We start from the raw sequence: 20,796 nt of genomic DNA, 5'->3' as shown, positions 1-20,796 counted from the left end.
TGCGAAGGATGGGTATGCCGACCACACCAGCCACCGCGGCTCAGATCTCGCCGGAGATCACGTCGAACGGTGTCCAGCCGTCCGGAGTCCCGGCGCCGATCATGCTCGAACTGGTCGACGAGGAGGGGAGGACCATCGGCACCGCGGAGAAGCTCGCCGCGCACCAGGCGCCGGGGCGGCTCCACCGTGCCTTCTCCGTCTTCCTCTTCGACGAGTCGGGCCGGCTGCTGCTCCAGCGGCGGGCGCTCGGCAAGTACCACTCCCCCGGCGTCTGGTCGAACACCTGCTGCGGCCACCCCTACCCGGGCGAGGCGCCGTTCGCCGCGGCGGCCCGGCGGACCTTCGAGGAGCTGGGCGTCTCGCCGACGCTGCTCGCGGAGGCCGGCACCGTCCGCTACAACCACCCGGACCCGGCCTCGGGCCTGGTGGAGCAGGAGTTCAACCACCTCTTCGTCGGTCTGGTGCAGGCCGCCCCGCGGCCGGACCCCGAGGAGATCGAGTCCACCGACTTCGTGACCGCCGAGGAGCTGGTCGAACGGCACGCCGCCGCGCCCTTCTCCGCCTGGTTCATGACGGTCCTGGACGCGGCGCGGCCGGCGATCAGGGAGCTGACGGGTCCGTCCGGGGGCTGGTGACCCCCGGCCCCGGGCACGCCCTCGGCACGCCTCCGGCCCCGGTGCCGTCGGGGCCGGGGCCCGTCCGCCCGTCCGCTCGCTCGCCGGGCGAGCGGTCAGGCGGGCCCCAGGGGCAGCGCCGCCCAGATGATCTTCCCGCCGCTCGCGGTGTGCTCGACGTCGCAGGCGCCGCCGGCCTCCTGGGCGATCTCGCGGACCAGGAGGAGCCCCCGGCCACCGGTCTGTCCCCAGTCCGCCTCCAGGGCCTTGGGGCGGTAGGGGTGGTTGTCCTCGACGGACACCCTGACCCACTCGGGGCCGATCGCGACCTCCACCGCTATCTCCGGGGAGAGCAGCGCCGCGTGCCGCACGGCGTTGGTCACCAGCTCGGAGACGATCAGCAGCAGACCGTCCATGATCTCCTCGCGGACGGGGACGCCCTGGCGGACCAGCAGGTCGCGTACGGCGTGCCGGGCCTGCGGGACGGAGACGTCGACCGCCGCGGCGGTGAAGCGCCAGACTCCTTCGTAGGACGGTTGCCGGGCGGGGACACCCCCGTGGGTCTCCACGGTCCCGTTCCCACCCTCGTGCTCGATTCTCGCCACGGATCGAGTCTTGGCAATACGCGCGAGCGGACCGGCCTACTGACCAGAAGTCGACACCTATCGGTCACCTTCTGATCGGGTGGGTATGCCAACGTCAGTTGTTCGACTGATCCTGCACGGTTTCTGGGGAGTCCGTAGGCGGGGTCTCCTGCGGCGACGGCGTCACCATACTGACGATCCGCCTGCCGCCCACCCCGATCGCGATCAGACCCAGACCGTCGAAGAGCAGGGCGAGCGAGAAGAAGACCCCGAGGACGTACCGGCTGCTGTGCGGCCAGTCGAACAGGACCAACAGGCCCAGCAGCAGCCCGAAGGCGCCCTGGAGCAGCGTCCAGCCGAACTGCGGCCCGCGCACCACCACACTGCCCACCAGCCGGAACAGCCCGCCGGTGAGGAAGAGCAGGGCGGCGAACAGCGTCAGCGCCTCCGCCGAGCCCTGCGGGTGACGGATGACCACGACACCGGCCGCGATGTTCAGGGCGGCCACCACCGCGGCGAGCCAGAAGTAGCTGGTGCCGCGCGACTGGATGGCCTGCAGCAGCCCCACGACGCCGCCGATGAGCAGCAGCCAGCCGAAGAGCAGCATCGAGGTCAGGGTGGCGACACCCGTGTAGACCAGACCGACGACACCGCCGATGACGAGCAGGGCGCCGAGCGCGGCCAGCCAGCCGAAGCCACGGCTGAGCTTCTTCCCCTCGCGCGCCATCTCCCGGACCGGGTCGGGGTCGACCCGTGCCCCTCGGGCGTCCTCGGTCATGCGGTGCCTCCTCGGAGCGACCCCTTCCTGATCGTACGTTCGGGCCCCGCGGATAGCATCCGGCCCATGGAGCCGCAGCTGAAGGACAGCGTCACGGACGGGATCGCCACCGTCGTCATCTCCAACCCCGCCAAGCGCAACGCCATGAGCGTCGGCATGTGGCGCGCCCTGCCCGCCGTCCTGGAGCGGCTCGCCGCCGACCCGGCCGTCCGGGTGCTGGTCCTCACCGGCGAGGGCGACACCTTCTGCGCCGGGGCGGACATCTCGGCGCTCCGGGAGCCCGGGGACGAGCAGCAGACGCTCGCGGTACGGGCCGAGGAGGCGCTCGCGGCCTTCCCCAAGCCGACCGTCGCGGCGGTGCGGGGCTTCTGCGTCGGGGGCGGCAGCCAGCTCGCCGCCGCCTGCGACCTGCGCTTCGCCGAGGAGGGCGCGCGCTTCGGGATCACCCCCTCGAAGCTCGGCATCGTCTACCCGTCCTCCTCGACCCGCAGGCTCACCGCCCTGGTGGGCCCCTCGACCGCCAAGTACCTTCTGTTCTCCGGCGAGTTGATGGACGCGGAGCGGGCCCTGCGGACCGGGTTCGTGGACGAGCTGCACCCGGCGGGCGCGCTGGACAAGCGGGTGGCCGAGTTCGCCCGGCTGCTCGCCTCCCGCTCGCTGCTCACCCAGGCGGCGGCCAAGGAGTTCGCCGACGGCCGGCGGGACCGGGACGCCCACTGGGCGGAGCAGGCGCGCGGCAGCGGTGACACCGCCGAGGGCGTCGCCGCCTTCCTGGAGCGCCGCGCGCCCCGCTTCACGTACGGCCTCTGAGTCTTCGCGTACGGCCTCCGAGCCGGTCTCGCGCGGGGCCGGTCCCGCGCGGGACCGGCTCGGCGAGTGGCCGGCTCGGCGGGTCGTCCGGCTCGACGCGCGACCGGCTCGGCGGACCGTCCGGCTCGACGGGCCGTCCGGCCGTTCCCTTCGTACCGACCAGTCGGTAGCGTTCGGTCCATGAAGACTGCCCTTCCCCCGCACGCGGGCCGCCGGTGCCACAACGCCCTCAACCCGATGCACTCCGCGCTGTACTTCTCCCCGGACCTGGACCGCGAGTTCACCGCCCTCGGCTTCACCGACCAGAACGCGATGCGGCTCGCCGCGCGGAGCGCCGCACTCGGTGCGGTGGGCGCGGGCACGGTCGCCGCGACCTTCTACAACTACAGCCACGCGTTCCTCTCCGGGCACCTCCCGGCCGTCTGGGAGACCGCCTCCCCCGCCGAGGTCCTGGACGCGCGGCTGCGCACCGCCGACGCCACCCTGCGGCGGCTGCTCGGCGACGACGTCCTCGCCTCCCCCGAGATGGCCGAGGCGGCGGAGCTCGCCCTGCGCGCCACCGAGGCCTGCACCCGGCACGCCCGGCCGCTCTACTCGGCCAACGCCGACCTGCCGGTGCCCGAGCAGCCCCACCTCGCCTACTGGCACGCCGCCACCCTGCTCCGCGAGCACCGCGGCGACGGCCACCTCTCGGCCCTGCTCGCCGTCGGGCTCGACCCCGTCGAGGCCCTCGCCTCCCACACCGCCACCGGCAAGGGCATGTCCCCGCGCTGGGTGCTCGGCACCCGCGGCTGGCGGCGCGCCGACTGGGAGGCGGCGCGGGAGCGGCTGCGCGAGCGCGGAATCCTCGACGCCGAGGGCGAGCTGACGGAGTCGGGGGCGGCCCTGCGCGCCGAGCTCGAGGAGCACACCGACCGGCTGGACTCCGCCCCGTACGAGCACCTCGGCGCGGCCGGGGTCGAGCGGCTCACCGAGCTGGGACGCGGCTTCCTGGTCGCGGCGGTCGGCGCGGGCGCCTTCCCTGCGGACCTGCTCGGCAAGGGCTGACCCGGCGGGACGGGGACGCGCGGGACGGGTCGGTTGCCGCATACGGGTGACCGACCCGGCAGAATGCACTCGCAAGCTTGAGGCACGAGAAGGCGAGTCGGGACACCGTGACGACGTCCATCGAAGCAAGGATCGCCGAGGAGCTCGGCGTACGCGAGCGACAGGTGAAGGCAGCCGTCGAGCTCCTCGACGGCGGTTCGACCGTGCCGTTCATCGCGCGCTACCGCAAGGAAGCGACCGAGATGCTCGACGACGCGCAGCTGCGCACCCTGGAGGAGCGGCTGCGCTATCTCCGCGAGCTGGAGGACCGCCGGTCGGCGATCCTCGACTCGGTGCGCGAGCAGGGCAAGCTGACGGCCGAGCTGGAGGCGAGCATCCGGGCGGCCGACACCAAGGCGCGCCTGGAGGACATCTACCTGCCCTTCAAGCCGAAGCGCCGGACGAAGGCCCAGATCGCCCGCGAGGCCGGGCTCGAACCGCTGGCCGAGGGGCTGCTCGCCGACCCGTCCGTCGAGCCGGCGGCCGCCGCCGCGGCCTTCGTGGACGCCGGCAAGGGCGTCGCGGACGCCGCCGCGGCCCTGGAGGGCGCGCGGGCGATCCTCGCCGAGAAGTTCTCCGAGGACGCCGACCTCATCGGCGAGCTGCGCGAGCGCATGTGGGGCCGCGGGCGGCTCGTGGCGAAGGTCCGCGAGGGGCAGGAGGAGGCGGGAGCGAAGTTCGCCGACTACTTCGACTTCGCCGAGCCCTTCACGGCGCTGCCCTCGCACCGCGTGCTCGCCATGCTGCGCGGCGAGAAGGAGGACGTCCTCAGCCTGGACCTCGAACCGGAGGAGCCCACCGAGGGACCTTCCTCGTACGAGGGGATCGTCGCGCACCGCTTCGGCGTCGCCGACCGCGGCCGTCCCGGGGACAAGTGGCTCCAGGACACGGTCCGCTGGGCCTGGCGCACCCGCATCCTGGTGCACCTCGGGATCGACCTGCGGCTGCGGCTGCGCACCGCGGCCGAGGACGAGGCGGTCCGGGTCTTCGCGGCGAACCTGCGGGACCTGCTGCTCGCCGCGCCGGCCGGCACCCGAGCGACGCTGGGGCTCGACCCCGGTTTCCGCACGGGCGTGAAGGTCGCCGTCGTCGACGCGACCGGCAAGGTCGTCGCCACCGACACGATCTACCCGCACGTCCCCGCCAACAAGTGGGACCAGGCGCTGGAGAAGCTGGCGCGCCTGGCGAAGGAGCACGCGGTCGAGCTGATCGCGATCGGCAACGGCACGGCCTCCCGCGAGACCGACAAGCTGGCGGCCGAACTCCTCGCCAAGCACCCCGAGTTGAAGCTGACCAAGGTGATGGTCTCGGAGGCCGGCGCCTCGGTCTACTCGGCCTCCGCCTTCGCCTCGCAGGAACTCCCGGACCTGGACGTGTCGTTGCGCGGCGCCGTCTCCATCGCCCGGCGGCTCCAGGACCCGCTCGCGGAGCTGGTGAAGATCGACCCGAAGTCCATCGGTGTCGGCCAGTACCAGCACGACCTGGCCGAGGTGAAGCTGTCGCGTTCGCTCGACGCGGTGGTCGAGGACTGCGTGAACGGCGTCGGCGTGGACGTCAACACCGCTTCGGCGCCGCTGCTCTCGCGGGTCTCGGGCATCAGCTCCGGCCTCGCGGAGAACATCGTCGCGCACCGGGACGCCAACGGCCCCTTCCGTTCCCGCAAGGCGCTCAAGGACGTGGCCAGGCTCGGCCCGAAGGCGTACGAGCAGTGCGCGGGCTTCCTGCGCATCCGGGGCGGCGACGACCCGCTCGACGCCTCGGCGGTGCACCCGGAGGCGTACCCGGTGGTGCGCCGGATGGCGAAGAAGACCGGCGGCGAGGTCGCGGCGCTGATCGGCGACACGGGCACGCTGCGCTCGCTGCGGGCCGACGACTTCGTCGACGAGACCTTCGGTCTGCCGACGGTGACGGACATCCTGCGCGAGCTGGAGAAGCCGGGCCGCGACCCCCGTCCGGCGTTCCGCACGGCCACCTTCAGGGAGGGCGTCGAGAAGATCGGCGACCTGGCGTCCGGGATGGTCCTGGAGGGCGTCGTCACCAACGTGGCCGCGTTCGGCGCGTTCGTGGACGTCGGTGTGCACCAGGACGGCCTGGTGCACGTGTCGGCGATGTCGAAGACCTTCGTCAAGGACCCGCGCGACGTGGTGAAGCCCGGCGACGTGGTCAAGGTGAAGGTCGTGGACGTGGACATCCCGCGCAAGCGGATCTCGCTGACGCTGCGGCTGGACGACGAGCCGGGCGCGGGCGGCCAGGGCGGCGCGCCCAGGCGCGACCGCGGCGAGCGGGGCGAGCGCGGGGACCGGGGCGAGCGTTCCGGCCGGCCGCCGCAGCAGCGTCAGGGCGGTGGCCGCCGGGCCGAGGGCGGAAACCGGGGCGACCGCGGGGAGCGGGGCGGCCGGGACCGCTCGGCGGCGCCCGCGCCCGCGAACAGCGCGATGGCGGACGCCCTCCGCAAGGCCGGCCTGCTCGGCGAGGGCGGCGGCAAGCGCCGGTAGACGCACGGGCCGGACGTGCTTTCCGGCAGACGGTCCGAGTTCGTCCGCGCGCTCCCCGACGACAGGGGGGGCGCGGGGACGGCCCGGATCGACCCGGCTCGATCCGGGCACCGCGCCGGGGCGGCCTGTTTTATCCGTTGACGCAGCCAGAACAAACGATCATGATCGTCCTCGGCCTCCACGGGGGAGGCGCACGGTGTTCCTGCTCCTGGAGGTCGTTCCACCCATGAAGCGCATGATCGCGAAGGTGGCGGGCGTTTCCGCCGCCGCGATGACCATGGCCCTCGTCCCGCTCGCGGGCACCTCGTACGCCGCCGGCTGCAGCGGCGCGGGCTGCGACAACCGCGGCCCCGTCTCCATGGGCTGCGACGGCGACGCCGTCACCAAGGGCAGCGCGACCTCCCGCACCCACTCCGGCCTCAGGATCGAGCTGCGCTGGTCCCCCACCTGTCAGGCGGCCTGGGCCCGGGTCACCGCCACCGGTGAGCAGTGGTACGAGCGGTACGGCGTCATCGAGAAGTGGTCGGGCTACGGCACCGGCTTCCAGCGCAGCCTCCAGGTGACGTTCCCCAACCCGGGCACGGACTGGACCAACATGCTGGGCGGCAGCGGCAACTACTACCGCGCCTGCATCAGCGCCCCCGCCGCCACGGACGCGGTGGACTGCACCCCCTTCTGGTAGACCCGCCGACCCCGCGTGAACGGGACGGTCCGTTTCACCTGTTGACGCGGACAGAACAGGCAATCAAGATCGACCGCGACCTCCACAGAGGCCGCGAGAAGCTCCCGCACCAGAAGGAAGCAACACACCATGAAGCGCATGATCGCGAAGGTGGCGGGCGTTTCCGCCGCCGCGATGACCATGGCCCTGGTCCCGCTCGCGGGCACCTCGTACGCCGCCGGCTGCACCGGCGCGGGCTGCGACAACCTCGGACCGGTCTCGCAGGCCTGTGACGGCGACGCCGTCACCAAGGCCTCCGTCTCCGATGGCATCGACAAGGCCGAGCTGCGGTGGTCGCCCAAGTGCCAGGCCGCCTGGGTCCGCGTGACCGACCCGTACGGCCCCGACAACTGGTGGGACCACCTCGGCTACATCGAGAAGCACAACGGCTACGCCGGCCCGCTCGTCCGCAGCCTCTCGGTCAAGATCCCGGACCCGGGCTCCGACTGGTCCAACATGCTCGGCGGCAGCGGCTACTACTACCGCGTGTGCCTGAAGGACACCGGCACGGGCGACGTCACCTGCAGCACCTACTGGTAGACCGCCGACCCCCGCGTCCTCGTGCGGCGAGGCCACGGCCCACCGGGCCGTGGCCTCTTCGCGTCCCCGCGGGCTACGGCAGGAAGCGCAGCGCCCAGTCGGCGCGGTTCGCGACCGAGAGGTCCTCGTCCCCGGTCATCGGCTGCAGGAGGCGACGGGCCTCCTTCGGGTCCGCCTGGACCAGGTCGACGATCTCGGCGGCCAGGCCGTCCTGGTCGTCCCCGAGGTCGACGGCGGAGGCCCGGACGAGGGCGGGGAGGACGTCCGGGCCGCCGAGGGCGGCGAGAACACCGCCGAGGAGCTCCCGCGCGTAGGCGTTCCGCTCGGCGAGGGCCCGGTCCAGCTCCGCCTGGAGGCGCGGCAGGAGACCGGCGTCGCCCGAGGCGGCGATCTCGTCGGCGAGGTCGATCGTCTCGTCCACGTCCGCGTCCAGATCGTCCAGCATCTCGGTCAGCCGGGTCAGTAGGTCGGTCATCGTGCCTCCTGGAAAGCGCCCTCCACCAGGACGGGGACAGTCGTCGAGCGGTCGAGCCCGGCGGCCACGGCCACGTCCTGCGGAAAGCCGTACTCGTACAGTTCACGGCCCGAGTCGCAGCCGTGCAAGGCGGCGACCGGGTCCTCGGTCGCGTCCCGCAGCGTGGCCGCCGCGGTCGCCTCCGGGGTCAGGGTGTGCGTGCCCCGGAGGGCGGAGAGCAGCGCTCCGGCGCCCGGCAGGTCCTCCGGGGCCGGGCGCGGCGAGCCGTCGGGCCGCCGCTCGCCCGACGCGGTGACGGCGAGCGGGCGGTCCGCCGTGCCGTCCCCCCGGTCGCGCAGCCGCCTCGCCCCGGCCGAGTGGTCGCGCGGGGAGCCCGCGACGACGGTCGCGCCGCCGGAGGCGGCCCGGGCGGCGACGGTGGAGCCGTTCGAGGAGAGCACGTCGACGACGCCCCCACGGGCGGCGGCGAGGACTCGCGCCGCCACGGGACCCCGGCCGAAGGAGACGGTCACCGCGGGCGCCGTGGACGCGGAACCGGCATCAGAGCTCGGTCACCTTGCCGTCGGCGACCTCGATGCGGCGGGTGGTGCGGACCGCGTCGAGCATGCGCCGGTCGTGGGTGACGAGCAGCAGCGTGCCGGTGTACGAGTCCAGGGCGGACTCCAGCTGCTCGATGGCCGGCAGGTCCAGGTGGTTGGTCGGCTCGTCGAGGACGAGGAGGTTCACTCCCCGGCCCTGGAGCAGGGCGAGCGCGGCGCGCGTCCGCTCGCCCGGGGAGAGCGTGGTGGCGGGCCGCAGCACGTGGACGGCCTTGAGGCCGAACTTGGCGAGCAGCGTGCGGACCTCGGCGGGCTCGGTGTCGGGCACGGCCGCGCAGAAGGCCTCCAGGAGCGTCTCCGTGCCGTGGAAGAGCTTCCGGGCCTGGTCGACCTCGCCGACGACGACGCCCGAGCCGAGGACCGCGTCGCCGGAGTCCAGCGGGAGGCGGCCGAGGAGGGCGGCGAGCAGGGTCGACTTCCCGGCGCCGTTGGCGCCGGTGACGGCGACCCGGTCGGCCCAGTCGATCTGGAGGGTGACGGGCCCGAAGGCGAAGTCCCCGCGGCGGACCTCGGCCTCGCGCAGGGTCGCGACGACCGAGCCGGAGCGGGGCGCGGCGGCGATCTCCATGCGCAGCTCCCACTCCTTGCGGGGCTCCTCGACCACGTCGAGGCGCTCGATCATGCGCTGGGTCTGCCGGGCCTTCGCCGCCTGCTTCTCGCTGGCCTCGCCGCGCAGCTTCCGGCCGATCTTGTCGTTGTCGGAGGCCTTGCGGCGGGCGTTGCGGACGCCCTTGTCCATCCAGTTGCGCTGCATGAGGGCGCGCCCTTCGAGGGCGGCCTTCTTGTCGGCGTACTCCTCGTACTCCTCGCGCGCGTGGCGCCGGGCGGTGTCCCGCTCCTCCAGGTACGCCTCGTAACCGCCGCCGTACAGGGTGATCTGCTGCTGGGCGAGGTCGAGTTCGAGGACCTTGGTGACGGTGCGGGTGAGGAACTCGCGGTCGTGGCTGACGACGACCGTCCCGGCGCGCAGCCCCTTCACGAAGGACTCCAGGCGCTCCAGGCCTTCGAGGTCGAGGTCGTTGGTGGGCTCGTCGAGCAGGAAGACGTCGTAGCGCGAGAGCAGCAGCGAGGCGAGGCCGGCGCGGGCGGCCTGGCCGCCGGAGAGGGCCGTCATCGGCTGGTCGAGGCCGACGGTGAGGCCGAGGGAGTCGGCGACCTCCTCGGCGCGCTCGTCGAGGTCCGCGCCGCCGAGGTTCAGCCAGCGCTCCAGGGTGACGGCGTACGCGTCGTCCGCGCCGGGCGTGCCGTCGACGAGGCCCTGGGTGGCCTCGTCCATGGCGGCCTGGGCCGCGGCGACGCCGGTGCGGCGGGCGAGGAACTCCCGCACGGTCTCCCCCGCGCGCCGCTCGGGCTCCTGCGGGAGGTGGCCGACGGCGGCGGTGGGCGGGGAGAGCCGCAGCTCGCCCTCCTCCGGGGTGTCGAGCCCGGCGAGCAGCCGCAGCAGGGTCGACTTGCCGGCGCCGTTGACGCCGACGAGGCCGATGACGTCACCGGGGGCGACGACTAGGTCGAGCCCGGCGAAGAGGGTGCGTTCGCCGTGGCCGGCGGCGAGGTCCTTGGCGACGAGGGTTGCAGTCATCAGGGAACGAATCCTAGGCGACGCGGAGACACGCCGAGGATTCGAGGAGCCGGAGCAGTACGGACCGGTAGGTCGCGCCGTGGAAGCGGTACGGCCCCACACCGGGGTAGCCCTCGCGCACGGGGTCGGCGGCGGTGCCGGTCTGCCAGGCGAAGTCGCGCCAGACGACGTCCCCGCCCTCGCGGGCGACGACGGCGGTGACCGCGCCGCAGCCGGGGTCCTCGCAGTCGGGGCAGGAGTGGATCACCTGACGGGTGCCGTCGGCCAGGAGGAGGCGGTGGGCGTGCTCGGCGCGGACGGTGGGCGGGAGGTCCGCCGCGAGGGGCGAGACGGCGTCGTGGCCGTCGTTCTCGTCGAGCCGGTGGAGCAGCGGCCTGCCGTCGACGAGGAAGTCGTGGTGGCGGGGGTCGCCGTCCGAGGGGGCGGCGGGGACGAGGTCGAGAGACGTGTGCGGGACCGGCATGACTCGAGTCTTCCGCCCTTCCGTGGCCGCGCCGTCCCGGAAATGTCCCGGTCCCGGTACGGTCCGGGCCGTTCCCGGTACGGTCCGGTCATGAGGAGCGACGTGATCGTGGTGGGAGGCGGGGTCGTCGGTCTGACGACGGCGACGAGGCTGGCGGAACGGGGTCTCCGGGTACGGATATGGTCCCGGGACCCCGTGACGGGAACGACCTCGGCGGTGGCGGGCGCCCTGTGGTGGCCGTACCGGATCGAGCCGGCGGCCGAGGTCGGGGCCTGGGCGCTCGCCTCCCTGCGGGTGTACGAGGAGTTGGCCGTCGATCCGGGGCGCAGCGGGGTCCGGTGGGTGTCCGGGGTCCACGCGGGCACGGTCCTCGACGGGCTCGGTCCGTGGGCCGGGGAGGTCGCGGGGCTGCGGCAGTTGGCGCCGGAGGAGGTTCCGGGGCCGTACCGGACGGGGCTCGCGGCGCGTCTGCCGCTGATCGACATGCCGGTCCACCTGGCCTTCCTGCGCGGCCGGTTCGAGGCGATGGGCGGGGTCTTCGAGGAGCGCGGGGTCGCCGGCTTCGACGAGGCGGCGGCGCTGGCCCCGGTGGTGGTCGACTGCACGGGGCTCGCGGCGCGGGAGCTCGTACCGGATCCCGGAGTGCGGCCGGTGCGGGGGCAGTTGGTGCTGGTGGAGAACCCGGGGATCGAGGAGTGGTTCACGGCCGCGGACGAGTCGGCGGGCGAGACCACGTACTACTTCCCCCATGCCGACCGTCTGGTGCTCGGCGGGACGGCGGAGGAGGACGACGAGCGGCTCGTCCCGGATCCGGCGACGGCGGCGGCGATCGTGGCGCGGTGCGCGCGGGTGCGGCCGGAGATCGCGGGGGCCCGGATCCTCGGGCACCGGGTGGGGCTGCGGCCCGCGCGGACGGGCGGGGTGCGGATCGAGGCGGTGCCGCTGCCGGGCGGCGGGCGGCTCGTCCACCACTACGGCCACGGCGGCGCGGGGGTGACGGTGGCCTGGGGCTGTGCGGAGGCGGCGGCGGACCTGGTCGCCGGCTGAACGACCGGAACGACCGCGGGGCGGTTGCCGTCCTTTCGGATGGCAACCGCCCCGCGCGACGTACCGCCGCCTACTTCCAGAGCGGCGGCCTGCTGTTGTTGTCCGCGTCGGCGCACTGCTTGGCGCGGCGCTCCAGGGCGTCGGCGTGGGCGAGGGCCTTGCGGGCCTCGGCCGGGGCGCCGTCCCTCTTGAGCCGGGCGGCCCGGTCGCGCTCCCGGTGGGCTTCCGCCCGCAGCGCCTTGACGTTGCAGGTGACGGTCTTGGCGGCGGCCGGCTCGGCGGTCGCCGTCTGCCCGAGCAGCACGCCCCCGGCGAGCAGCGTCGTGGCGAGCAGGGCCGTCAGGGTACGGCGCGCGGGCTTGGTGTGGCGCATGATGGTTCTCCAACTTCGGGGCCATGAGGGCCCGTTCGAGGCATGGTCAGTACCAGCAGGTAACTTTACCTCGGCAAACATCGGAATCACGCCACGCCCGGCCGGGGGCACCCGATCGTCAACAGCTCTCCACAGGACTCCCACTGACGAGGTGATAGGTCGCCCGCGCGTCCAGCAGCAGCGGGACGAGCGCGCGCTGCGACTGGCGCAGCGGCACGAACGCCCCGGCGCCCTCCGGTCGTACGGTCACGCCGTGCAGGGCGAGTTCGTCGCCGGCCTCGGCGTACTGGGCGGCGTCCAGGCGGTAGCCGCAGGGCGGGTCGGCGAGGATCTCCCCCGGCTCGGCCGGGTCGTTGTCGGCGCCGCCGAGGTAGACCGGGCCCCGGTCGGCGAAGCCGGCGTGCCGGGCGAGGACGGTGGCCGCCGTGAGGGGCCCGCGCCGCTCGTCGAGATAGGCGAAGGCCCCCTTCAGCGCGGCGTGCTGGGTGGCGACGCGACGCCGGTGGTTGAGGGCCGGATCGTCCTTCTCCGCCTGGTCGAGGGCGTCCACCCGGGTCTCGACGAGCAGCCCGGCGGAGTGCTTGACGCCGGCCGTGTTGCGCAGGATCCGCTCCTGGCCGTCACCGGCCACCTGCTTGACCGGCTCGCCGGTGAGGGGGTCGGTCCAGATGCCGTAGATGCCGCTGCTGTAACCGGCGAGCCCGGCGGCGGGCCGGACGTAGGACTCCGAGAGCGTCCGGGACTCGTCGTGGACGCGCGGGTCGGTGTCGAGGTTGCGGAGCCAGAGGGCGAGCAGGTCCTTGTCGTAGTAGCGGGGGGTGGCGCCGTACTCGTGGAGGTCGTACACGAGAGCGGGCTTCCGGTCGCGGACGACGGCGGCGATCGCGCGCGCCTCGGCGGTCCGCAGGGCGAGGTGGTCGCGGTTGACGTCGATCCCGTCGCCGTTGCCCCGGGTGTCGGCCTCCCGGCCGTCGGGGTTGGCGGTGGGGACGACGAGGAGGGTGGTGCGGGCGAGGAACCGCCGGGTCTCCGGGTCCCGGGCGTACGCGAGGTCGCGCACCGTGCTCAGACAGGCCTCCCGGCCCGCCGGCTCGTCGCCGTGCTGGCTGCAGACGAGCAGCACGGTCGTGCCGCCGGTGCCGAGGGCGGCGAGCCGCAGCGGACGGCCCTGGCCGGTGGTGCCGATCTCGCGCAGCGACACCCGGTCGCTCCCCCGGTCGACCGCCGCGAGGAACTCGCCCTCCTCCGCCCCGGTCGTCCACCGGGCTCCCCGGCTCTCCTCGAAGCCGGTGCGCGGCAGGGCCCGCGCGGGCGCGCTGTCCGCCGCCTTGGCGGGGACGGTGACGAGCGGCAGGGCGAGGACGGCGGCCCCCACGACGAGGGCGAACGTCCGCCGGGAACTCCGGTGTCTGGTGAGAGAGTTCATCGGGCCGCTCCCGGGCCGGGCAGCCGCGGCCCGGTGACGGCGGCCGGCGGGACGGGACCGCTCAGGGACGGGCCCGTCGTGGGCGAGGGCACGGCCGGGGCCGCTCCGGTCGTCGCCCGCTCGAACGCCCCGGCGCCGCCGACGAGGGGCAGCTTCGCCCAGGTGCGGGCGAGGTCGAGGGTGAGGGTCGGGGTGGTCGACGGAGGGTCGAGGAGGTCCTTGTCCGTGCCGCCGACGATCAGGGCGAGCCGGTGGCCGGCCGGGACGACGTGGTCGGTCGGGGCGAGGTCCAGGGTGAGGGTGTACGCCCTTCCGGGGGTCAGCGGGCGTTCCCGGCGCGGGTCGGCCCAGGTGCCGAGGTCGGCCCAGCCCCGGCTGACGACCGTGTACGCCACGTCCGCCGTCCGGGCCGCGGTCTCCTTGAAGCAGGCGCTGTCGCCGGGTGTGCTCGCGCCCCAGCAGGTGCGGTCGGTGAGGGTGGTGATGCCCTCGCCGTCCGCCGCGTAGTCCCGGATGGTGTCGGGGCCGAGGTCGACGAGGACGGCGGAGAGGTGCGCGGTGGAGGTGGTCGGGGTCGCGGTGACCGTCACCTTCGAGGAGCCGGAGATCCGCAGGTCCCGGGAGAGCGGACGGGTGACGAACCCGGCCTTCTCGGGGGTCGCGCCGTCGATCCGGGCGGCCCAGTCCAGTTCGCCCAGGGCGGGGTCGTCGGTGAAGGTCGCGGTGGAGCCGGGGGCGGCGGGCGCGCGGCCGAGGACGCCCGGTCCGGAGGCGGCGCCGGGGGCGGGGCGCAGGGTGGTGGTCGTCGCGGCGCGCGCCGGCCACTGCCGGTCGGTGGCCCAGACGTCCGGCGCCCGCTCGACGTCCGCGACGGGTTCGCGGTCGACGCCGTTGTCGTAGCCGAGGAGGTAGTGGTCGAACCAGCGGTGCAGGGTGCGGACCCAGTCGGCGCGCCGGAAGTCGAAGGGGTCGACGTGTCCGGTCTGGGAGAGCCAGATCTTCCGCTCGACTCCCTGGGCGGCGAGCGCGTCCCACCACCGGCCGAAGTGGCCGGTGCGGACGTTGAGGTCCTGCTGTCCGTGGACGACGAAGACGCTGGCCCTGACCTTGCCGGCGTCCTTCACGTAGTCGCGCTCGGTCCAGGCCGGGGTCCAGTCGCCGCTGTAGGGGGTGCCCGCGGTGACCCGGTCCTGGACGGCGCCGCAGCGGCCCTGCGCCTCGGGGCTGTCCACGTAATCGGAGAGCCAGCTCGGGTTGGCGTCGTAGAGCGGCGCGCCCTGTGAGTGGAAGTAGTCGTACCAGGAGGAGATCGCGGCGATCGGAACGATCGTTTTCAGCCCTTCGACGCCGGTGGCGGCGACGCCGTTGGCGATGGTGCCGTCCCAGCTCTTGCCGATCATGCCGACGTTCCCGGTGCTCCAGGCGGTGGCGCGGGCCGGGGTTCCGCCGGTGCGGGAGGTGTAGCCGCGGGCGCGGCCGTTCAGCCAGTCGACGACGGCCTTCGCGGACTGGACGTCGGAGCGTCCGCCGACGTCGTCGCAGCCGTCGGAGCGGTTGGTGCCGGCGAGGTCGACGGCGACGAAGGCGTAGCCGCGGGGGACGAAGTAGTTGTCGTAGAAGAGCGGGAGCTGGACGGGGTTGCCGTCGGCGTCGTAGGTCTTCTTCTGGCCCTCGTTGCCGCGCCCGCAGCAGGAGTAGTACGGGCTGGCGTCCATGATGACCGGGACCTTCCGGCCGGCCGCCGCGGGCTCGCGGGGCCGCACGATGTCGACGGCCACCCGGTCGGCTCGCCCGTCGCCGTCGCCGTCGAGGCCGGTGTCCACCCAGACGGACTCGCGGACGGCGTCGGCGTACGAGTGGACGGGCCGGGACTCGCGCGGGAAGGACGACACCGGTTCCGGCCGGGCTCCGGCGGGGGTGACCAGGGTGGCGAACAGGGCGGCCGTGGCCGCGGACACGAGGGTTCCGTACGTCAGTCGGGCTCCGCGGGTTCTCCGCTTTCGCATCGGCATGCGCCGGAACGTACCCCGGTCAACTCCCGGGCAAAAGAGTGCCGTAGGGAATCAGGGGGGATTCGGGGGCATTCCGGTGACGGACGGGTTCATGTCGGCCGAATGGCGATCGTGTGACGGGAGGTCCTCTGGACGTGACGGTGCGTCGGAGGGCTGAATAAGGTCGAACTAAGGACCGACGACCACCCGCGCGTCTTACGTTTCTTATGACTTGGGGAGCACCTGTGCACCGCAGACTCATCGTTCCGAGCGCCCTCGCGGCCTCCCTGCTGCTGGCGATCCCGGCATCGGCGGCCTCCTTCGCCCCGGGCGCCCCGGGCATCGGCGACTCCTACTACCCCGCCAGCGGCAACGGCGGTTACGACGTCTCCCACTACGACCTGCGGCTGAAGTACCAGCCGGCGACGGACCTCCTGGAGGGGACGGCGACGATCCTCGCCACCACCAAGCAGGACCTGTCCCGATTCAACCTGGACCTCGGTCTGAAGGTCAGTGAGATCCGGGTGAACGGCCGCCCGGCGAAGTTCGCCACGTCGGGCGACCACGAGCTGGAGGTCACCCCGGCGTCCCCGCTGGCGAAGGGCACGCCGATCTCGGTGGTCGTCCGCTACGCGGGCAAGCCCTCCGAGTTCAAGATCGACGGCTGGTCGGCCTGGGCCCGTACCCCCGACGGCGGCGTGGCCGCGCAGGAGCCCGACTCGGCCGTCTGGTGGTTCCCGTCCAACGACCACCCGCTGGACAAGGCCACCTTCGACGTGTCGGTCCTGGTGCCGGACGGCCACCAGGCCATCAGCAACGGCGTGCTGCAGTCGCAGTCCTCGCGGCTCGGCTGGACCCGCTTCAACTGGCGCTCCAACAAGCCGCAGGCGACGTACCTGGCGACGCTGGCCGTCGGCAGGTTCGACATCACGACGGACAGGACGGCGAACGGGCTGCCCGTCCTCAACGCGTACAGCAAGGACCTCGGCGACAACGCGGGCGCGGCGCGCGCCTCGATCGAGCGCACGACCGAGGTGGCGGAGTGGCTGGAGTCGGTCTTCGGGCCGTACCCCTTCAACTCCCTGGGCGGCTACGTGCCGAACGTGACCAGCGGCTTCGCCCTGGAGACGCAGACCCGTCCCTTCTACAGCCCGCGCCAGTTCGCCAACGGATCGAACGTGTCGGTGGTCGTCCACGAGCTGGCGCACCAGTGGTACGGCGACAGCGTGTCCGTGGCCGACTGGAAGGACATCTGGATCAACGAGGGCTTCGCCCGCTACAGCCAGTGGCTGTGGTCGGAGAAGGAGGGCGAGGGCACGGCCCAGGAGCTGGCGGACTACGTGTACGCCACCCGGGCGGCCGACGACCCGTTCTGGACGGTGAAGCCGGGCGACCCGGGCGCCGAGAACCAGTTCCACGGCGCCGTGTACGACCGGGGCGCGCTGGCGCTCCAGGCGCTGCGCAACGAGGTCGGCGACGAGGACTTCTTCGCGATCCTGAAGGGCTGGCCGCAGGAGCACGCGTACGGCAACGCGCACGTCTCGGACTTCGTGCGGTACGCGGAGCGCGTCTCCGGCAAGCCGCTGGCCGCGCTCTTCGACACCTGGCTCTACCAGCCGTCGAAGCCGGCCGCTCCGGCGGCGGCCCCGGCCGGGCAGGCCGCCGCGGCGGCGGCGCCGTCGGCCCGCTCCGTCGCGAAGCCGGCGAGGCCCGCGCAGCCGAAGTCGTGGAAGAAGATCGCGGAGACGAACACGATCCACGAGGGCCACGCCGGGCACTGATCCGGCCGCGGGCCGGGCCGAAAGGCTTCGCTGCGCCCCGGCCCGCCCCCGCGCGGCGCCCCCACGACGGGACGAGGCCCCGCCCGCGCGGGACCCGCGCCCTGGCGGGCGGCCCCTGCCCGTGTGGGCGCCCGCCCTGGGGGGCGGCTCCCCGCTGCCCGTGTGGGCAATCGTCCCGCTGGGGCGGGACGGGTGGGCACACGGGACGGCGCCCTTAGCGGCGCCTCCGCGTTCCGCGCCTGGACCCGCACCCCGTGCGCGGCGCACCTAGGGGTGCGGGTTCAGGCACCACAGCCTCTGACGCCGGCAGGGCGCGGGTCTGTTGTGCCCACCCGTTCCGCCCCAGCGGAACGACTGCCCACAACGGGGGGCGCGGGGGTGGGCACCGCCCCGCGGGGACTGCCCACAACGGCGGGGGCACCGCACCGGCGGGCGCCCCCGCAACGGGGGGGGCGCGGGGTGGGCACCGCCCCTGCGGGCGCGCGCCCGCAACAGGGTGGGCGCCGCACCGGTCGGCGCGCTCGCAACGGGGCGGGGCGTGGGTGCTAGGACTGGGCGCGGGCGGCCGCGCGGGCCTTCCGGGCCAGGGGCAGATAGCGCAGCCGCTCGGGCAGGACGGGGACCACGGCCCGGACGACCCGGGCGAACCGGCGCAGGGTGCGCTCCTGCGCGTCCGTCCACTCCAGGCCGATGGCCTCCCGGGCGTCCGGCGGCATCAGGCCGACGGTGAGGAAGGCCCGCAGCCTCAGGAAGGGGCGGCGGAGGACGGGCCACAGGAGACGGAGGGCGAGCCGCAGCGGCAGCGGGCCCCGGTCCGGGGCGGGCACCGGCGCGTCGGTGTCGAGCAGCTCCCGTACGACGGTGGTGGCCTCGATCTCCTCGGCGAGGACCTTCCGGTAGTACGGCCAGAAGTCCTCGATCGTCCGGGGCATGTCCCGGTCGTGGATGCCGAGGACCCGGCCGACCCGGAGCCACTCGGCGTAGAGCTGCCGCTCCTGCGCCTCGGTGAGGGGGCGGGCGAGGAGGCGGAGGCCGTGCCGGTAGATCGGGAAGCCGGTCGCGTGCACCCAGGAGTAGTAGGCCGGGGTGAGGGCGTGGTAGCGGCGGCCGTGGGCGTCGGTGCCCTGGATGGTCCGGTGCAGCTCCCGGAGCCGGCGGCCCTCCCGGGCGGCCTCCTCGCCACCGTAGATCCACAGCTGGAGCGAGCGCAGGGACCGTTCCCCGCGGCCCCAGGGGTCGGTGCGGAAGACGGAGTGGTCGTCGACGCCGGCGCCGATCGCGGGGTGGGCGACCTGCAGGGTGAGGGCGGCGGGCAGCATCAGGAGCGCCCGGACGTCCCCCGCGACGCTCCACAGCACTCCGCCGACGGGCGGCGGCACGGGGTCGTGACCGGCCGGGGCGCGGTCGAGCGGCTTCGCGCGGTCGTCGAGCGGCTTCACACGGTCCATGGCCTTCTCCTCACGTGTCCAGACTGCACCCATGACGAAGGGGCCGTCACGCGGGCGCTGCGGCCCTGGTGACGGCCCCTTCGGGGGAGTGCGGGATCAGGCGCGGTCGGCGCCGACCGGCTCGCCGACGATGCGGGCGGCGAGGGCGTGGGCCCAGGCTTCGACGTCGGCGTTGAGCTCGCGCTCGGCGGCGGCGCGCTCCTCGGCGATCTTGGCGGAGCCGGCGGCGAGGATCGCGTCGCGCTCGGCCTGGCCCTCGGCGCGGGCCGCGGCGATGGCGGCCGAGCCCTCCTCGGTGGCCTGGGAGCGGATGCGGGCGGCCTCGTGGCGGGCCTCGGCGAGCTCCGCCTCGTACTGCTCGCGGATCGCGGCGGCCTCGGCGCGCAGGTCGTCGGCGCGGCCGGTGCCGCCCTCGATGGCGTCGTCGCGCTCGTCGAGGGTGCGCTTGATCTTCGGAAGGATGCCCTTCGCCAGGATCAGGAAGGTGAGCCCGAACAACACCAGACCGAGGATGAGCTCGGCCCAGACGGGGTTGAGCGGACCGAGGTCCATCTTGAAGACAGTGGAGTTCGTCGCGAGGGTCATGCGCGCATTCTACCTGCTCCAAAACACACCAAATCGGGCACTCGGGCGAGAGTTGGCGTGATCTTGCAGGCTCGGCAAGATTCCCGGCATCCAAAGGCTACCGGAAGGTAACCCCGGCTGATTGTATGTGCGGCGCCAGTCCAACCCCCCACGTACTCATGGGAGTTCACGTGTCGTTCGCCGCGCTCCGCCGCGCCCCCGGCGCCGCCCTTTCGCTCGCGCTCGCCGCCGCCACCCTGGTGACGGCCGCCCCGGCCGCGACCGCCGCCTCCACCGAGGCACCCCGGCTGAAGGTGCTCACCTACAACACCTTCCTGTTCTCCAAGACCCTGTACCCGAACTGGGGGCAGGACCACCGGGCCAAGGCGATCCCCGCCGCGCCCTTCTTCCAGGGGCAGGACGTCGTCGTACTCCAGGAGGCCTTCGACAACTCCGCCTCGGACGCCCTCAAGGCGAACGCCGCCGCGCAGTACCCGTACCAGACCCCCGTCGTCGGCCGCGGCAAGACCGGCTGGGACGCCACCGGCGGGGCCTACTCCTCGACCACGCCCGAGGACGGCGGGGTGACGATCCTCAGCAAGTGGCCGATCGTCCGCAAGGAGCAGTACGTCTACAAGGACGCCTGCGGCGCCGACTGGTACTCGAACAAGGGCTTCGCCTACACCGTCCTGAACGTGAACGGCAGCCTCGTCCACGTCGTCGGCACGCACGCGCAGTCGACCGACCCGGGCTGCTCGGCGGGCGAGGCGGCGCAGATGCGCAGCCGGCAGTTCAAGACGATCGACGCCTTCCTCGACGCCAAGAACATCCCGGCGAACGAGCAGGTCGTCGTGGCGGGCGACATGAACGTCGACTCGCACACGCCCGAGTACGGCACGATGCTCGCGGACGCGGGCCTGGTGGCGGCCGACGCCCGCACCGGCCACCCGTACTCCTTCGACACCCAGCTGAACTCGATCGCCTCCTACCGCTACCCCACCGACCCGCGCGAGGACCTCGACTACGTCCTCTACCGGGCCGGGAACGCCCGCCCCGCGGGCTGGACCAACAACGTGGTCCTGGAGCAGAGCGCGCCGTGGACGGTCTCCAGCTGGGGCACGCAGTACACCTACACCAACCTTTCCGACCACTACCCCGTCACCGCCTTCTGACCGGGGCGGCACCTCAGTAGGGGTACCGCCCGAAGAGGCTGTACAGCCAGGCGCCGAGCACCGCGACGACGCAGAGCAGGACGAACCAGGAACCGGGGCTGGTGTGCCGCTCCCCGCGGGGGCGGCGGGGGGGGGGGGGGGGGGGGGGGGGGGGGGGGGGGGGGCGGGGCGCGGGCGCGGGGCGCGCCCGGGGGGCCCCGGGCGGGCCGCCGCCGGGCCCGGCGCGGGGGCGGGCGCGGGCCGGCCGGGG

General features: G+C 73.9%; 20 protein-coding genes. 9 read left to right on the top strand and 11 right to left on the bottom strand.

Going from position 1 to position 20,796, the window contains the following annotated elements:
• Nucleotides 1-14: 14 nt before the first annotated feature.
• On the top strand, nt 15-635 hold the full coding sequence (idi, locus tag ACIGW4_RS12660) for an isopentenyl-diphosphate Delta-isomerase (RefSeq protein ID WP_359590554.1): 621 nt from the start codon (nt 15-17) through the stop codon (nt 633-635).
• Nucleotides 636-730: 95 nt separating this feature from the next.
• On the opposite strand, the gene ACIGW4_RS12655 is transcribed toward idi, so the two are convergent.
• The gene (locus tag ACIGW4_RS12655) at nt 731-1,183 is read right to left on the bottom strand and encodes an ATP-binding protein (protein ID WP_123456310.1); all 453 of its coding nucleotides are present in this window, start codon (nt 1,181-1,183) and stop codon (nt 731-733) included.
• A 130-nt stretch (nt 1,184-1,313) separates the two neighbouring features.
• Complete coding sequence (locus tag ACIGW4_RS12650; RefSeq protein ID WP_398709459.1) at nt 1,314-1,976, bottom strand: HdeD family acid-resistance protein; 663 nt, start codon at nt 1,974-1,976, stop codon at nt 1,314-1,316.
• 66 nt (nt 1,977-2,042) lie between these two features.
• Between ACIGW4_RS12650 and ACIGW4_RS12645 the strand changes: the two genes are divergently transcribed.
• The 5 genes from ACIGW4_RS12645 (at nt 2,043) to ACIGW4_RS12625 (ending at nt 7,628) form a co-directional block, all read left to right on the top strand.
• Nucleotides 2,043-2,786 carry an enoyl-CoA hydratase/isomerase family protein gene (locus tag ACIGW4_RS12645; protein WP_398709461.1) on the top strand — a complete coding sequence of 248 codons (744 nt, stop codon included), beginning with the start codon at nt 2,043-2,045 and terminating at the stop codon, nt 2,784-2,786.
• 180 nt (nt 2,787-2,966) lie between these two features.
• Nucleotides 2,967-3,833 (top strand): hypothetical protein, encoded by an 867-nt coding sequence (locus tag ACIGW4_RS12640; RefSeq protein ID WP_399580110.1) that lies wholly within the window; start codon nt 2,967-2,969, stop codon nt 3,831-3,833.
• 107 nt (nt 3,834-3,940) lie between these two features.
• Nucleotides 3,941-6,367 carry a Tex family protein gene (locus tag ACIGW4_RS12635; protein WP_399580108.1) on the top strand — a complete coding sequence of 809 codons (2,427 nt, stop codon included), beginning with the start codon at nt 3,941-3,943 and terminating at the stop codon, nt 6,365-6,367.
• A 226-nt stretch (nt 6,368-6,593) separates the two neighbouring features.
• Complete coding sequence (locus ACIGW4_RS12630; protein WP_148086913.1) at nt 6,594-7,049, top strand: DUF2690 domain-containing protein; 456 nt, start codon at nt 6,594-6,596, stop codon at nt 7,047-7,049.
• A gap of 129 nt (nt 7,050-7,178) precedes the next feature.
• Nucleotides 7,179-7,628 carry a DUF2690 domain-containing protein gene (locus ACIGW4_RS12625; protein ID WP_123456305.1) on the top strand — a complete coding sequence of 150 codons (450 nt, stop codon included), beginning with the start codon at nt 7,179-7,181 and terminating at the stop codon, nt 7,626-7,628.
• Nucleotides 7,629-7,701: 73 nt separating this feature from the next.
• On the opposite strand, the gene ACIGW4_RS12620 is transcribed toward ACIGW4_RS12625, so the two are convergent.
• The 4 genes from ACIGW4_RS12620 to ACIGW4_RS12605 are packed head-to-tail and all read right to left on the bottom strand — an operon-like array spanning nt 7,702 to nt 10,744.
• Complete coding sequence (locus ACIGW4_RS12620; RefSeq protein ID WP_123456304.1) at nt 7,702-8,103, bottom strand: hypothetical protein; 402 nt, start codon at nt 8,101-8,103, stop codon at nt 7,702-7,704.
• The gene (locus tag ACIGW4_RS12615) at nt 8,100-8,615 is read right to left on the bottom strand and encodes a 2-phosphosulfolactate phosphatase (RefSeq protein WP_398709467.1); all 516 of its coding nucleotides are present in this window, start codon (nt 8,613-8,615) and stop codon (nt 8,100-8,102) included. The genes ACIGW4_RS12620 and ACIGW4_RS12615 overlap by 4 nt, the downstream gene beginning before the upstream one ends.
• Before the next feature lie 28 nt (nt 8,616-8,643).
• Nucleotides 8,644-10,281 (bottom strand): ABC-F family ATP-binding cassette domain-containing protein, encoded by a 1,638-nt coding sequence (locus tag ACIGW4_RS12610; protein WP_123456302.1) that lies wholly within the window; start codon nt 10,279-10,281, stop codon nt 8,644-8,646.
• 13 nt (nt 10,282-10,294) lie between these two features.
• Nucleotides 10,295-10,744, bottom strand: coding sequence for a hypothetical protein (locus tag ACIGW4_RS12605; RefSeq protein WP_123456301.1), 450 nt, complete (start codon nt 10,742-10,744; stop codon nt 10,295-10,297).
• A gap of 90 nt (nt 10,745-10,834) precedes the next feature.
• Here ACIGW4_RS12605 and ACIGW4_RS12600 point away from each other — a divergent pair, with 90 nt between their 5' ends.
• Nucleotides 10,835-11,791 carry an FAD-dependent oxidoreductase gene (locus ACIGW4_RS12600; RefSeq protein ID WP_399580105.1) on the top strand — a complete coding sequence of 319 codons (957 nt, stop codon included), beginning with the start codon at nt 10,835-10,837 and terminating at the stop codon, nt 11,789-11,791.
• A 70-nt stretch (nt 11,792-11,861) separates the two neighbouring features.
• Here ACIGW4_RS12600 and ACIGW4_RS12595 read toward each other — a convergent pair whose 3' ends face one another.
• From ACIGW4_RS12595 to ACIGW4_RS12585, 3 genes are all read right to left on the bottom strand, one after another.
• Complete coding sequence (locus ACIGW4_RS12595; protein ID WP_123456300.1) at nt 11,862-12,164, bottom strand: hypothetical protein; 303 nt, start codon at nt 12,162-12,164, stop codon at nt 11,862-11,864.
• A 118-nt stretch (nt 12,165-12,282) separates the two neighbouring features.
• A complete protein-coding gene (locus tag ACIGW4_RS12590) occupies nt 12,283-13,590 on the bottom strand; it encodes a M14 family metallocarboxypeptidase (RefSeq protein WP_399580103.1) in 1,308 nt (435 codons plus the stop codon).
• Nucleotides 13,587-15,602, bottom strand: coding sequence for a Xaa-Pro dipeptidyl-peptidase (locus tag ACIGW4_RS12585; RefSeq protein WP_399580101.1), 2,016 nt, complete (start codon nt 15,600-15,602; stop codon nt 13,587-13,589). The genes ACIGW4_RS12590 and ACIGW4_RS12585 overlap by 4 nt, the downstream gene beginning before the upstream one ends.
• A 224-nt stretch (nt 15,603-15,826) precedes the next feature.
• Here ACIGW4_RS12585 and ACIGW4_RS12580 point away from each other — a divergent pair, with 224 nt between their 5' ends.
• Complete coding sequence (locus ACIGW4_RS12580) at nt 15,827-17,362, top strand: M1 family metallopeptidase (protein WP_399580099.1); 1,536 nt, start codon at nt 15,827-15,829, stop codon at nt 17,360-17,362.
• Between the two features lie 545 nt (nt 17,363-17,907).
• On the opposite strand, the gene ACIGW4_RS12575 is transcribed toward ACIGW4_RS12580, so the two are convergent.
• The gene (locus tag ACIGW4_RS12575) at nt 17,908-18,810 is read right to left on the bottom strand and encodes an oxygenase MpaB family protein (RefSeq protein WP_398711626.1); all 903 of its coding nucleotides are present in this window, start codon (nt 18,808-18,810) and stop codon (nt 17,908-17,910) included.
• 96 nt (nt 18,811-18,906) lie between these two features.
• Complete coding sequence (locus ACIGW4_RS12570) at nt 18,907-19,395, bottom strand: hypothetical protein (RefSeq protein WP_123456295.1); 489 nt, start codon at nt 19,393-19,395, stop codon at nt 18,907-18,909.
• A gap of 125 nt (nt 19,396-19,520) precedes the next feature.
• On the opposite strand from ACIGW4_RS12570, the gene sph reads away from it, so the two are divergent.
• On the top strand, nt 19,521-20,546 hold the full coding sequence (gene sph, locus ACIGW4_RS12565) for a sphingomyelin phosphodiesterase (protein WP_399172003.1): 1,026 nt from the start codon (nt 19,521-19,523) through the stop codon (nt 20,544-20,546).
• The last annotated feature ends 250 nt before the right edge of the window (nt 20,547-20,796 follow it).

It is taken from the genome of Streptomyces sp. NPDC053513 (assembly GCF_044544765.1).
In the GTDB taxonomy this organism is placed as follows: Bacteria; Actinomycetota; Actinomycetes; order Streptomycetales; family Streptomycetaceae; genus Streptomyces; species Streptomyces litmocidini.
The sequence above is the reverse complement of the archived record's forward strand: the minus strand, read 5'-3'. Positions and strand labels throughout refer to the sequence as shown.

Excerpts from the sequence above, each read along its gene's own strand:
- idi (WP_359590554.1), top strand. The coding sequence starts at position 15 with ATGCCGACCACACCAGCCACCGCGGCTCAGATCTCGCCGGAGATCACG.
- ACIGW4_RS12650 (WP_398709459.1), bottom strand. The coding sequence starts at position 1,976 with ATGACCGAGGACGCCCGAGGGGCACGGGTCGACCCCGACCCGGTCCGG.
- ACIGW4_RS12645 (WP_398709461.1), top strand. The coding sequence starts at position 2,043 with ATGGAGCCGCAGCTGAAGGACAGCGTCACGGACGGGATCGCCACCGTC.
- ACIGW4_RS12640 (WP_399580110.1), top strand. The coding sequence starts at position 2,967 with ATGAAGACTGCCCTTCCCCCGCACGCGGGCCGCCGGTGCCACAACGCC.
- ACIGW4_RS12630 (WP_148086913.1), top strand. The coding sequence starts at position 6,594 with ATGAAGCGCATGATCGCGAAGGTGGCGGGCGTTTCCGCCGCCGCGATG.
- ACIGW4_RS12625 (WP_123456305.1), top strand. The coding sequence starts at position 7,179 with ATGAAGCGCATGATCGCGAAGGTGGCGGGCGTTTCCGCCGCCGCGATG.
- ACIGW4_RS12620 (WP_123456304.1), bottom strand. The coding sequence starts at position 8,103 with ATGACCGACCTACTGACCCGGCTGACCGAGATGCTGGACGATCTGGAC.
- ACIGW4_RS12610 (WP_123456302.1), bottom strand. The coding sequence starts at position 10,281 with ATGACTGCAACCCTCGTCGCCAAGGACCTCGCCGCCGGCCACGGCGAA.
- ACIGW4_RS12605 (WP_123456301.1), bottom strand. The coding sequence starts at position 10,744 with ATGCCGGTCCCGCACACGTCTCTCGACCTCGTCCCCGCCGCCCCCTCG.
- ACIGW4_RS12600 (WP_399580105.1), top strand. The coding sequence starts at position 10,835 with ATGAGGAGCGACGTGATCGTGGTGGGAGGCGGGGTCGTCGGTCTGACG.
- ACIGW4_RS12595 (WP_123456300.1), bottom strand. The coding sequence starts at position 12,164 with ATGCGCCACACCAAGCCCGCGCGCCGTACCCTGACGGCCCTGCTCGCC.
- ACIGW4_RS12590 (WP_399580103.1), bottom strand. The coding sequence starts at position 13,590 with ATGAACTCTCTCACCAGACACCGGAGTTCCCGGCGGACGTTCGCCCTC.
- ACIGW4_RS12585 (WP_399580101.1), bottom strand. The coding sequence starts at position 15,602 with ATGCCGATGCGAAAGCGGAGAACCCGCGGAGCCCGACTGACGTACGGA.
- ACIGW4_RS12575 (WP_398711626.1), bottom strand. The coding sequence starts at position 18,810 with ATGGACCGTGTGAAGCCGCTCGACGACCGCGCGAAGCCGCTCGACCGC.
- ACIGW4_RS12570 (WP_123456295.1), bottom strand. The coding sequence starts at position 19,395 with ATGACCCTCGCGACGAACTCCACTGTCTTCAAGATGGACCTCGGTCCG.
- sph (WP_399172003.1), top strand. The coding sequence starts at position 19,521 with ATGTGCGGCGCCAGTCCAACCCCCCACGTACTCATGGGAGTTCACGTG.